The sequence below is a fragment of the Geitlerinema sp. CS-897 genome, from assembly GCF_028368005.1.
Lineage (GTDB): Bacteria > Cyanobacteriota > Cyanobacteriia > Cyanobacteriales > Geitlerinemataceae > Baaleninema > Baaleninema simplex.
On sequence record NZ_JAQNCQ010000119.1, the window covers coordinates 1 to 12,643 of the forward strand.

Sequence of the window (12,643 nt, forward strand, 5' to 3'; positions counted from 1 at the left end):
ACTCCGCTCAGCGTTGAGTCTGAGCGGAGTCGAAGCGTTGAGATTCGGATTCTGTGTGAGGAAAGGGGGAGGGTTGAGGGGGTTCACGATTTGAGGAAATCGCGGCGACTGGGGGTTGGAATTCGGTACTATATAAGTTTCAATTATTTAATTTTTGTTTTCATTGATTTCTGCTTAGACACCCAAAACTCGGATCGCGAGAACGGGGGTTTTTTGGGGTAAGCTGGAATTGTAACGAAATTCGATCGGCTGAAACCCCTATGAATTGGTTTTGTTGTTTTAAAAATCAAGTGTATAGATATAAAAAAACACAGTTTATCATTTTTTAATTTTAGGGTATTTGCTAAAATTTTGCCAGAAAAACGTCGAGCAATGTTCGAGTGATATCGAAAATTGACCGAAACGCAATCAGAATAACAAACGGGCGCAAACCGACTGCTCTGAAAGATAAAGGGATTCTAGGCTGTTTTTTTTATAGGATAAATTCCTGAGTCTTGCCGTTGCCTTACAAAAATCTCCAAATTTCCGTCTAAACTGTCGATATATCCGCATCAAAACGGGAATTTCTCGAAATCAGAAGTGCGAAAAAGATTTGAGATTCTCTAATTGGGGAATTCGGGGAAGTTGGCCGATCGGGTAACTTCTCAAACGGGGAAGTTTAGCGAGACTGGCTAACACGATCGCTCCCGAGGTGCCGAAAGACAGTGTTAGCATGGGAAAACGCGATCGAAGCACCGAAACCACGATCGCCCCTGACCGCAACAAACATCGAGAATTTATGAAAGTCCGAGTCATTGGAGGAGGTCTCGCCGGCACCGAGGCCGCGTGGCAAGTCGCCCAGTGGGGCGTTCCCGTGGAACTGTACGAAATGCGCCCCGAACGCCAGTCTCCGGCACACCACAGCGGAGATCTGGCCGAACTCGTCTGTAGCAACTCCTTCGGTGCCAAAGCCAGCGATCGCGCGGCGGGACTGCTTCACGAAGAACTGCGCCGCTTGGGGTCGATCGTCATCGGAAAAGCCGACGAACACGACGTTCCGGCCGGCGGTGCCTTAGCGGTCGATCGCGGCGTCTTCAGCCGAGACCTCACGGAAACTCTAGCGAACCATCCCCTCATCGAACTGCGTCGAGAAGAAATTCGCGAAATTCCCCGAGACGGCGTGGTCGTGTTGACCACCGGACCGCTGACGAGCGAATCCCTCGCCGAAGATTTACAGCGGTTTACGGGAAGTCAGTACATGAGCTTTTTCGACGCCGCCAGTCCCATCGTGGTGGGCGATTCGATCGATTTCGACGTAGCGTTTCGCGCCTCTCGCTACGACAAAGGCGACGCCGATTACGTCAACTGTCCCCTGAACCGGGAACAGTACCTGCACTTCTGGCAAGAACTCTGTCAAGCCGAGCAAGCCGAGTTGAAGGAGTTCGATCGCGAAACAGCGAAATTCTTTGAAGGTTGCTTGCCCATCGAAGAAATGGCGCGGCGGGGCGAAGACACCATGCGCTACGGTCCGTTAAAACCCGTGGGACTGCGAGATCCGCGTCACGACGAGAAGTTTTACGCCGTGGCACAACTGCGCCAAGAGGACAAAGCCGGGCAGTTGTGGAACCTGGTGGGATTTCAAACCAACCTGCGTTGGGGGGAACAGAAACGGGTGTTTCGGTTGATTCCGGGGTTGGAAAACGCCGAGTTCGTGCGGATGGGGGTGATGCACCGCAACACCTTTATTAATTCTCCCGAACTGCTCGATCGCACCCTGCAATTTCGAGAGCGATCGACGCTTCTAGCAGCCGGACAACTCACGGGAACCGAAGGCTATACCGCCGCCGCCGCCGGGGGATGGTTGGCGGGAACGAACGCGGCGCGAGTGGCGTTAGGACTCGAAGCGGTTTGGCTTCCCGAGACCACGATGATGGGGGCGTTAGTGGAGTTTATTACTTCGGCTTCGCCGAAACATTTCCAACCGATGCCGCCAAATTTCGGCATCATACCGCCATTGCAACAAAAAGTTAGAAACAAACGGGAACGGTACGGAAAATATCGCGATCGCTCCCTCGAAACCTTGATGCAGTGGGCGACGCGATTGAAACAAACGGCGACGGTGTAAGGTGGAATTCCCGAAAACTGTCTAAACCTGACTCTTTGTCTGCGATCGCGATCTCTATCTCATTGCGATCGCGATCGCACAGCCTGTAGAGCGATCGGTAAAATTAAACACAGATATAAAAACCGTTTTAGCAAACGCTCTATTAGGTTCAGAAATTTCATGAACGAGAAATTTTCTCCTCCTCCATCCGTGGCGGAACTATTCTTTCAGGCGTGGTCGTCAGGCCGCCTGACCGAAAACGGACGCTACGGCTTGCGAGACGCCTTTCTCAACGGCCAGTTACATCCAGACGACCTCACTGCCGTCAACCGACTCGTTCACGCTGTCCGTCGAGGATGGTTGGCCATGGAGTGACCGCAAATTTCCGAGGCGGTAGGTTAACGGAAGACCAAGAAAACCACAACGGCGCACGGCCTTTGATATGGTGTTGTCAAAGATCTCGATTGCAGTGCGCCGATTTATGAACGTACACACCGTATCGACACAACCGTTTAGCGACCAGAAACCCGGAACCTCTGGGCTGCGAAAACAGGTTCCGGTTTTCCAGCAACGTCACTACCTGGAAAACTTCATCCAATCGATATTTAACAGCCTCGACGACTATCGAGGAAAAACCCTAGTTCTCGGCGGTGACGGTCGCTACTACAACCGCACCGCCATCCAAACCATTTTAAAAATGGCGGCCGCCAACGGCGTCGGACGAGTTCTCGTGGGTTTGGGAGGCATTCTCTCGACTCCTGCCGCCTCTTGTTTGATTCGGAAAAACCAAGCCTTCGGCGGAATTATTTTATCGGCCAGTCACAATCCCGGCGGTCCTGAAGGCGACTTCGGCGTGAAATTCAACACCAGCAACGGCGGACCGGCACCGGAAAAAGTGACCTCGGCGATTTACGAGGCGAGTAAGACTATCGAAGGCTATCAAATTATCGAAGCCTCCGATATCGATCTCGATACGCTGTCGATCGTTCAACTCGGCGAGACCACCGTTGAAGTTATCGACCCGGTAGCCGACTACGCCGATTTGATGCAGTCGTTGTTCGACTTCGATCGCGTTCGGGATTTCGTGACGTCCGGCAAGTTTCGCATGAGTTTCGACGCTCTCCACGCCGTCACCGGACCTTATGCGAAAGCTTTGTTAGAAGACCGTCTCGGTGCGAGGGAGGGAACCGTTCAAAACGGAATACCTCTAGAAGATTTCGGCGGCGGCCATCCCGACCCGAACTTGGTTTACGCCCACGATTTAGTCGAATTGTTGTTCGGCGACAACGCCCCCGATTTTGGCGCGGCTTCTGACGGCGACGGCGATCGCAATATGATTTTAGGACGAAACTTTTTCGTCACTCCCAGCGACAGCTTGGCCGTTTTGGCAGCCAACGCGACGTTAGTTCCGGGATATAAAGACGGGTTGGCTGGCGTGGCGCGATCGATGCCCACGAGTGCGGCGGTCGATCGCGTGGCGGAGAAATTGGGAATCGACTGCTACGAAACGCCGACGGGATGGAAGTTTTTCGGAAACCTTCTCGACGTTGGAAAAGCCACCCTCTGCGGCGAGGAAAGTTTCGGAACGGGATCGAACCACGTTCGGGAAAAAGACGGCTTGTGGGCGGTACTGTTTTGGTTGAATATTTTGGCCGTGCGAGAGCAGTCGGTTGAAGATATCGTCCGCGAACATTGGAAAACCTACGGACGCAATTACTACTCCCGCCACGATTACGAAGCCGTGGATAAAGATAGTGCGACGGCGTTGATGGAGAACTTGCGATCGCAACTGGACTCGATGCCGGGACAAACCTTCGGCAACTACGAAGTCAAATACGCCGACGATTTCAGTTATACCGACCCGGTAGATGGCAGCGTCAGTAAAAACCAAGGCGTTCGCATCGGCTTTACCGACGGGTCTCGCATCGTCTTCCGCCTCTCGGGAACGGGAACCCAAGGGGCGACGCTGCGGCTGTATTTGGAAAGTTACGAACCCGACGCCAGCCAACACGATACGGACACCCAAACCGCTTTGGCGGATTTCATTCAAATCGCCGAAGATGTCGCGCAAATTCGCAAACATACTGGGATGGACAAACCCACCGTGATTACCTAGGTCTGGCAACCTCGAATCGTCCGTTTGTCTCTTGGAAATTCCCCGACCTAGGGGCGTTGTCTGCAACCCCCCTATGGGGAAACAATACGACCTCGTCAATATCACACAACATTGTTTTTGTCAATAACTGCGAGGGATAAAAAAAATAATACTCGAAGTCGCTCGAGTTAAAATTCAAATCGAGGCGATCGCTCTCGAGAATACGCGATCGGAACGAGATTTTAGCGAGCGATCGCGTATTACTGCCAAAATATTGTCCATCGCACCTCGATACGAGCTGTGAACACCCATCTCGAACCGTTTTATGTTAGACCCCTCTAGAACTGTCGAAATCTTCCAAAAACAACCCGAACCCGACCGCTTCACCGCCGGAGAAGTCATTTTTGAAGACGGTCAACCTGGAGATGTCATGTATGGCATCATCGAAGGAACCGTCGAATTACACATCGACGGACGCCCCGTCGAGGTTATCGAAAAAGGCGACGTGTTCGGCGAAGGTGCGCTTTTGTATCCCCACGGAACGCGAGCCTCGACTGCGATCGCCAACACCGACTGCACCCTCGCCGTCATGGATCGAGAGCGATTCCTGTTTGCCATACAGACAACTCCCATGTTCGCCATCGAAATCATGCACAGCCTATCGGTGCGATTGCGTCGTTTCAAACACCCCCAATATCGAGAGGAAGCATAAAATAAGAACTCAACACTTCACTTGAGCACGAGTCTTCAGATCGCGTCCTTAGATATTGAGAACTATCATTATGACTGAGACCTTACTCGAACAACTGCGGGAAATGACGATCGTCGTCGCCGATACCGGAGACATTCAAGCGATCGAAGCCTTTACCCCTCGCGACGCCACCACTAACCCGTCCCTGATTACCGCTGCGGCCCAAATGCCTCAATATCAAGGCATCGTGGACGATACCTTAAAAGCCGCTCGCCAAGAAGCCGGGGCGAACGCGTCAAATTCCGAGGTGGCGAACTTAGCCTTCAAACGTCTCGCCGTCGCCTTCGGATTGAAAATACTCGACATCGTTCCGGGGCGAGTGTCCACTGAAGTCGATGCCAGACTGTCTTACGATACCGAAAAGACCATCGACGTCGCCCGAGAAATTATTGCCCAATACGAAGCCGTTGGCGTCTCGCGCGATCGCGTGCTGATTAAAATTGCCTCGACGTGGGAAGGGATTCGAGCCGCAGAAGTCTTAGAAAAAGAAGGCATTCACTGCAACCTGACCCTGTTGTTCGGATTTCACCAAGCCGTCGCCTGTGCCGAAGCTGGAGCGACCTTAATTTCTCCCTTTGTCGGCCGCATTCTCGACTGGTACAAGAAAAACACCGGACGAGACAGTTATGCTCCCGAAGAAGACCCCGGCGTGCGATCGGTTACGGAAATTTACAACTATTACAAAAAATTCGGTTACCAAACCGAAGTCATGGGGGCGAGTTTCCGCAACATCGGTGAAATTCTCGAACTCGCAGGTTGCGACTTACTGACGATTTCCCCAGCGTTACTACAAGAACTGCAAAGTACCGTCGGCGAACTGCCGCGAAAACTGTCCCCCGACACCGCCCAGCAGATGGAGATCGAACGGCTGTCAGTAGACAAAGAAACCTTCGATCGCCTCCACGCCGAAGATCGCATGGCGTCAGAAAAACTAGCCGAAGGCATTCAAGGATTTTCCAAAGCCCTCGAGTTGTTAGAAACGCTATTAGCCGAACGTCTCGAAAAACTGGAAAACCAAAACAAAGTCGATCGCGCCGCTGAAGAAATGTTTCGCGTGTACGACCTCGATGGCGACGGTTTCATCACCCGAGAAGAATGGTCGGGAACCGATGCTGTCTTCGACGCCCTCGACGTCAACCGCGACGGAAAAATCGCCCCCGAAGAAATGGCGGCCGGACTCGGGGCGGCGTTTTTACTAGAAGTCAAGTGATGGGATTAGAAGGTGCAGAAAAGTCCTCAAACTCTTTTTCGATCGAGAGTTATAGCGAATCGTTCCCTGCCCGATCGCAGGCGGGAAGACGAACGAATTCAAAGGGGAGCGAAGTGCAGCCAGACATCGAAAATCGTGACTGCATATTTCACGCTATTTGTCAATACCTTGTTTTGACAAATTTTCTGCACCACGACGGGTAATGGCATGATGGGGCGATCTCAGAATCCGATCGTCTCATCATCGAGTCATCTCCCCAGCTTCCTTACTGGAACATCCAGTCCGAGAAACGAGTCGTAACAACCGAGCGAACGACCTTTATTGTAAAGTGAGTGTTGCTCGAACGCCGCTGCGTAACGAGATCGATTAGTATGGCTGTACGGAGAGGAGCGGACGCCGTCATCGAGAGCGAATTGGCCTGCCAAACCGACGGGAGTGTCACCGCTTGCGAAGACCGGCGAAGCTCGATTGTGGCTAAACCATTAAGACGAGAGATGACTGACGTTTTTCGAGTTGGAGATCGCGAAATTCTAGCAAGCGAAATTCCGAGACTGCTCAAACGCTACCAACTAATGCCCCAATTTCTCCAGGGGTTGGTCGTCGATCGCGCCATTGCCGATTACAGCTGCACCGACGAAGAAAAACAAGCAGCCCTCCAACAGTTTTGTCAGCAACACCAACTCACTTCTCCGGAAGCTCAGCAGGGATGGTTGAAAGCTCATGGTATGACCCCTGCCGAACTCGAAGAAATCGCCGTGCGTCCCGTCCTGCTACAAAAATTCAAAGAAGATATCTGGGGAAACAAAGTGCGATCGCACTTTATGACCCGCAAAAGCAGCCTCGATCGCGTGATTTATTCCCTCATCCGCACCAAAGACGACGGACTGGCTCAAGAATTGTATTACCGCATTCAAGAAGGCGAACAAACCTTTGAAGAATGCGCTCGAGACTACTCCCAAGGTCCCGAAGCGAGAACCGGAGGAAAACTCGGTCCGGTTCCCCTCAACCGACCTCACCCGGCCATTGGAAAACTGCTGTCGGTGAGCCAACCCGGACAGCTTTGGCCGCCCCGCGCCCTGGCAGAGTGGTTTATCATCGTTCGCCTAGAAGAATTCCATCCCGCCCAACTCGACGACACCATGCGATCGCAAATGCTCGACGAACTGTACGCGAGTTGGATGCAAGCAGAACTCCAAAAACTGGTCTCTGCGGAGTTCGATCGGCTGTCTTCACTTTCACCATCGGCATGACTCAGACAACGTCTCAACCTCAAATTTCAGACTTTCTGGCCAAAACAGCGCCGTTCGATCGCCTGACTCCCGAAACCCGGCGTCAGTTAGCAGCCAAAGCCCAACTGTTACGCTATCGTATCGGTCAACCGATTTTAGTGCGGGACAAAATGCCCGCGCAAATCTCCATTATCTACCAAGGACAAGTCCGAGTTCTCGGGTTCGATCGCCGACAAAACAAATCCGTCAGCCTACGTTTGGTCGGAGAAGGAGAAGTCCTCGGTTGGATCGGTGTCGTGCGAGATCTACCTTGCGAAACGGCGATCGCCTCGAGCGAAACCGTCTGTATCAACATCAACGTCAACGACTTCCGCGCCTGTCTCGACGCCGAATCCCAATTCGATCGCGCCGTGCGAGAACACCCCAGCATCAGCGAAGTGTTCGAGTTAGCCAGCGCCGAACTGCAACGCCGGGCCGACACCAGTTCCAACATTAAAGACTTATCTTACGACCTCTGGCCTCACGCGAGCGTCCTCGACTTGCCCGCCGGACACCAACTCGACCCCAGCCAGCTCGATCGCAGCCGCATCTGGCTCGTCAGTCGCGGTAAAATCGGCGAAGCCGACATCGGCAGTCGCATCGAACTCGATGGATTCTCCCGCACCCCCCTTCCCGAACCCACGAGACTCGTCGGCGTCGTCTGGCCGAAAACCGTCAAATCCCCCCTTCCCGTCCCCACCGAAGAAAGAGACGGAGAACTCGTCCCCACCAACGGACAAAGCAGCGAACTCGCTGGCGTTCTCGAAGCACCGCCGCGTCCCCCCGAACCCCCGCGAGACCCCCTCGCACCGCCGCCGAAATATCCCCACGTGCGCGGGAGCGGTCCGATCGGGTCTCCCCTGGCGTGTTTCCATATGCTGTGCAAGCATATGCGAATCAACTTCCGCAAAGACGCCGTTCGCAAACTCCTCGAACAACAACTCAAAAGCAAAGGGGCAATTTCCCTCTACGGCTGCGGGACGATTATGCCCACCCTCGGCGTCAGCGCTCAACTGGCCAGAGTTCCCACCAACGCGATCGGACGGCTGAAAGCCCCCGGTATGATGAAATGGCAAGACAGCTACGCCGTCATCTACAGCATTAGCGAAAAAGAAATCATCTTAGCCGTTCCCGAAATCGGCATCCTCCACCGCACCCCCGAACAAGTTGCCGAAATTATCGAAGGGGACACCGCCGAAGTCGTCCTCGTGCAGCCCCCCGCAGGCGACCAATCGGAAAAATTCAGCTTCTGGTGGTTCGTCCCCTCCCTGCTGCGCTACAAAAAAGTTCTCATCGAGGTCTTCATCGCCTCCTTCTTCGTCCAACTCTTCGGACTGGCGAACCCACTACTCACCCAGGTCATCATCGACAAAGTCTTGGGACAGCGCAGCATCGATACCCTCAACGTGTTGGGGATTTTCATGATCGGGGTGGCGCTGTTTGAAGCTCTCCTCAATAGCTTGCGAACCTACCTGTTCGTCGATACCACCAACCGCATCGACTTGACCCTCGGCTCGGAAGTCATCGACCACCTGTTTAGACTTCCCCTGAACTACTTCGACAAACGACGAGTCGGGGACATCTCCGGACGGGTGAACGAACTCGCCAACATCCGTCAGTTCGTCACCGGAACCGCTCTGACCGTGGTTCTCGATGCCGTGTTCTCGGTGGTGTACATCGCCGTGATGGTCACGTACAGCTTGACCTTAACCTTCGTGGCGTTGATTACCGTTCCCTTCTTCACCGCCTTGATCGTGTTCGTCTCCCCCATCGTGCGGCGACTGCTGCGGAAACGGGCCGAACGGTACGCCGACGCTCAATCGTACCTCGTCGAAACCCTCAACGGGATTCAGACGGTGAAGGCGCAAAACATCGAGTTGACCTCCCGCTGGAACTGGTACGAACGCTACGCGCGATATATGAACGCGGGGTTCCGTACCATTTTGACTAACACCGCCGCCAGTTCCATCGCCGGATTTCTCAACAAACTTTCTGGCTTGTTACTGCTGTGGGTGGGGGCGTACCTGGTGTTGCAAAACGAACTGACTCTCGGTCAGCTGATTGCCTTCCGCATTATTTCCGGAAACGTCACCGGGTCGCTGTTGCGCTTCGTACAGGTGTGGCAGAGCTTCCAAGAAGTGGGAATGTCCGTCGAACGTCTGCGAGACATCCTCGGTTCCGAACCCGAAAGCGACGAGAGCGATCGCCTCAACATCCCCCTACCGAACATCGAGGGAGACGTTAAATTTGAAGAGGTTTGTTTCCGCTTCAACCCCACCGGCCCGTTACAAGTGGCCAACGTCAACGTCGAGTTTCCCGCCGGGTCGTTCGTGGGCATCGTCGGACAGAGCGGTTCCGGGAAAAGTACCCTGATGAAACTGGTACAGCGACTGTACGCTCCCGAAAGCGGACGCATTCAAATCGACGGCTACGACATCAGCAAAGTCGAACTCTACTCCCTGCGCCGTCAAATTGGGGTCGTCCTGCAAGACACGCTGCTGTTTAACAACACCGTCAAAGCCAATATCGCCCTGAACAACCCCGAAGCCAGCGACGACGAAATCATCGACGCCGCGAAAGTGGCCGCCGCTCACGACTTCATCATGACGTTGCCCCAGGGATATAACACCATTGTCGGAGAGCGGGGTTCGGCACTGTCGGGAGGACAACGACAACGGATCGCGATCGCCCGGACGGTGCTGCAAAAACCGCGCCTGCTGATTCTCGACGAAGCCACCAGCGCCCTCGACTACAACCTCGAAAGTTTGGTCTGTCAGAACTTGGTGGAGGAGTTCAAAGGACGAACCGTCTTCTTCATTACCCACCGTCTGCCCACGGTACAAAATGCAGATACCATCTTGATGATGGACCAAGGTGCCTTAGTCGAACAGGGAACCCACAAAGAGTTAATGGCACTAAAAGGACGTTACTACTGTCTGTACCAACAGCAAGAATCGCAGTTATAAAATAGGGACGGGGGTGCGATTCGTACCCCTCCAGCCAAGAAAACCATGACTATCGAACGACTCGAAACGATTCAAGACCAACCGGTCATCCTCGAACAACCCGCGTTTTGGACGCGAGCCTTTATTTGGTTGATCGTCGGAATTACCACCTCGGGATTGGTCTGGGCGTCCCTGGCCAAAATCGACCAGTCCGTCCCCGCTCAAGGAAAGCTCGAACCCGAAGGATCGGTCAAAGAAATTAAAGTTCCGACCGGTGGCGTTGTCCGCGAAATTCACGTCGAAGGCGGACAGGAGGTCAGCGAAGGGGATTTGTTGTTAACTCTCGATTCGAGAGTGTCTCGGGCTTCGGTGGAATCGCTGCGAGAAGCCAGAGACCAACGCCGTAGCGAAGCCCGAGCCTATCAAGCTCAAGTGGAAGGATTGACGTATTCTGGTAGCGGCGGCGAGTTCGATCGCACCCAGCAACAGCGTGTCGAAGCTCGCCAGCGGGAGTTAGACGCGCAACAGGCGGCCACGGAAAGCCAAATCCGCCAACTCGAAGCGCAACTGACGCAGGTGCAAGGGCAAATCGCCGCCACAGACGCCCAAATCGACAACGCGCAAAACCGCTTAAATATTGCTGAAAACGGTCGCATTGCCGATCGCCAACAGTTAAGTACCGCCCAACGACGCCTCTCGGAAGCCGAACAACGACTCGAACAAGCCAGAGGCTTGTTAGCCGAAGACCGGGCTGTTTTGGCAGATTTGGAACCGCTTCTCGAAGAAGGGGGAATCGCTCGTTTGCAGGTGACGCGCCAGCGCCAACAGGTGATTACTCGCGAACGGGAAGTTTCGAGCGCTCAAGACGAAATCCTCGAACGTCAAGCGGAAATTACGCAACTGCAAGACGCGCAGCAACGGCGCGAAGCTGAAATTGCCAGTTTGCAATCGGACTTGTTATCCAGACGCTCGGAAAAAGACCGTCTGTTGGGTGAAGAACAACGGCTGCGTGCGTCGATTTCCGAAACCAATTCCCGCTTGCAAAGCACGTTAGCGGCGGCGCAACGGGAAGCCTATCAGGTGATTGCGGAAAACCAGAAGCAAGACACGCAGCTGACTAGCCAACTGGCGCGAGCCGAGCAAGAACTGGACTATACTGAGATTCGATCGCCGATTGACGGCGTGGTGTTCGAGGTACTACCCAACTTCGCCGCCAACGAAGAACAGGGAATTACGGGATTCGTCCTCAATACCAGCGAACCGGTGATTAAGATCGTCCCCGACAGCAGCCTCGTAGCGAACGTCTTCGTGACCAACAAAGATATCGGGTTTATCGAAGAAGGAATGGAAGTCGAAATTCAAATCGATGCCTTCCCCGCCACGGAATTCGGAACGATTCCCGGCGAATTGGTCTCCATTGGCGAAGACGTTTTAGAACCCGAACAAAACCGTCCGTTTTATGCGTTCCCGGTGACGATCGAACTCGACCAACAGTATTTTGAGATCGGCGAGACCAACAAACAAATTCCCCTGCAAGCGGGGATGGCCGTGAGCGCCAATATTAAAGTTCGCGATCGCACGGTGTTGAGTATCTTCCTCGACAAGTTCACCAAAGGCACGCGCAGCCTCGAAAACGTCCGTTAGGAATGAGTTTGCGTCGTTCGATTTGGCTGTGGGCGATCGCTTTAGCTTTGCTAAAGCTGTGGGCGATCGCTCACCTTCCCATTCGTGCCTTTCCCGCCACCCACGACCATCTGCGCTACGTTATTGTGGCGTCGAACCTGCTAGACGCTAACGTTCCTTACGGTGAGTTAGTGTTAGCCCGACAACCGGGATATCCAGGGTTTATCGCTTTAAGTTATCTGCTGGGAATTCCTCTGAGAATTTTTCAGGAATTTTTCTATTTAGCAGCGGGAGGATTTCTGGCAGCCGCGTTGTATCGTTGGGTTCGCAGACCTCAAATTATACTTTTATGGTTAGTTCTTTATAATTTCGCACCGTTTTCTTACCATTGGAACCGCCAAACCTTACAAGAAGTTTTATATTTACCCTTGACGGCTGCGATCGTCGCTGGCTTGTTAAATCTACTAAAAGATAGCGACAACCCACGGCGTTTTTTACTCGATTCCCTCATCCTGGGATTAATTCTCGCCCTGTTTTGGAACACCCGCCCCGAAGGAATTTGGATTGTTCCGACAATTGCTTTAATCTACGGAATTCTCGGAATTTCCGCAATCTCAAAAACTCGTAAACACCCCAAAGCCCTCTCCCCCTCTTCCCCTCTCCCCCTC

Annotated in this window: 9 protein-coding genes and 1 pseudogene; 9 read left to right on the forward strand and 1 reads right to left on the reverse strand. The window is 53.4% G+C overall.

From position 1 onward, the window contains the following. Positions 1-573: 573 nt before the first annotated feature. Positions 574-714: a hypothetical protein gene (locus POG22_RS07415; RefSeq protein ID WP_498904497.1), complete on the reverse strand. Its 141-nt coding sequence runs from the start codon at positions 712-714 to the stop codon at positions 574-576. Positions 715-778: 64 nt separating this feature from the next. Here POG22_RS07415 and trmFO point away from each other — a divergent pair, with 64 nt between their 5' ends. The 9 genes and pseudogenes from trmFO to POG22_RS07460 form a co-directional block, all read left to right on the forward strand. Further along, positions 779-2,104, forward strand: a complete 1,326-nt coding sequence (gene trmFO / locus POG22_RS07420; protein WP_063714877.1) for an FADH(2)-oxidizing methylenetetrahydrofolate--tRNA-(uracil(54)-C(5))-methyltransferase TrmFO — start codon at positions 779-781, stop codon at positions 2,102-2,104. Between the two features lie 159 nt (positions 2,105-2,263). Beyond that, entirely contained in the window at positions 2,264-2,458 is a 195-nt protein-coding gene (locus tag POG22_RS07425) for a hypothetical protein (protein WP_063714868.1), read from the forward strand. A gap of 106 nt (positions 2,459-2,564) precedes the next feature. Beyond that, entirely contained in the window at positions 2,565-4,199 is a 1,635-nt protein-coding gene (locus POG22_RS07430; RefSeq protein ID WP_063714869.1) for an alpha-D-glucose phosphate-specific phosphoglucomutase, read from the forward strand. A gap of 304 nt (positions 4,200-4,503) precedes the next feature. Next, positions 4,504-4,890, forward strand: a complete 387-nt coding sequence (locus POG22_RS07435; protein WP_063714870.1) for a cyclic nucleotide-binding domain-containing protein — start codon at positions 4,504-4,506, stop codon at positions 4,888-4,890. Positions 4,891-4,960: 70 nt separating this feature from the next. Continuing rightward, positions 4,961-6,139, forward strand: coding sequence for a transaldolase (locus POG22_RS07440; RefSeq protein WP_017659244.1), 1,179 nt, complete (start codon positions 4,961-4,963; stop codon positions 6,137-6,139). 494 nt (positions 6,140-6,633) lie between these two features. Next, positions 6,634-7,389, forward strand: coding sequence for a peptidylprolyl isomerase (locus POG22_RS07445; protein ID WP_017659246.1), 756 nt, complete (start codon positions 6,634-6,636; stop codon positions 7,387-7,389). Beyond that, on the forward strand, positions 7,386-10,373 hold the full coding sequence (locus POG22_RS07450) for a peptidase domain-containing ABC transporter (protein WP_498904499.1): 2,988 nt from the start codon (positions 7,386-7,388) through the stop codon (positions 10,371-10,373). The genes POG22_RS07445 and POG22_RS07450 overlap by 4 nt, the downstream gene beginning before the upstream one ends. 45 nt (positions 10,374-10,418) lie before the next feature. Then, entirely contained in the window at positions 10,419-11,996 is a 1,578-nt protein-coding gene (locus tag POG22_RS07455) for a beta-barrel domain-containing protein (RefSeq protein WP_063714872.1), read from the forward strand. Between the two features lie 2 nt (positions 11,997-11,998). After that, positions 11,999-12,643, forward strand: a pseudogene (locus tag POG22_RS07460) (hypothetical protein); the annotation flags it as partial.

Coding starts and splice junctions, on each gene's coding strand:
- POG22_RS07440 (WP_017659244.1), top strand. CDS start 4,961: ATGACTGAGACCTTACTCGAACAACTGCGGGAAATGACGATCGTCGTC.
- POG22_RS07455 (WP_063714872.1), top strand. CDS start 10,419: ATGACTATCGAACGACTCGAAACGATTCAAGACCAACCGGTCATCCTC.
- POG22_RS07430 (WP_063714869.1), top strand. CDS start 2,565: ATGAACGTACACACCGTATCGACACAACCGTTTAGCGACCAGAAACCC.
- trmFO (WP_063714877.1), top strand. CDS start 779: ATGAAAGTCCGAGTCATTGGAGGAGGTCTCGCCGGCACCGAGGCCGCG.
- POG22_RS07450 (WP_498904499.1), top strand. CDS start 7,386: ATGACTCAGACAACGTCTCAACCTCAAATTTCAGACTTTCTGGCCAAA.
- POG22_RS07425 (WP_063714868.1), top strand. CDS start 2,264: ATGAACGAGAAATTTTCTCCTCCTCCATCCGTGGCGGAACTATTCTTT.
- POG22_RS07435 (WP_063714870.1), top strand. CDS start 4,504: ATGTTAGACCCCTCTAGAACTGTCGAAATCTTCCAAAAACAACCCGAA.
- POG22_RS07415 (WP_498904497.1), bottom strand. CDS start 714: ATGCTAACACTGTCTTTCGGCACCTCGGGAGCGATCGTGTTAGCCAGT.
- POG22_RS07445 (WP_017659246.1), top strand. CDS start 6,634: ATGACTGACGTTTTTCGAGTTGGAGATCGCGAAATTCTAGCAAGCGAA.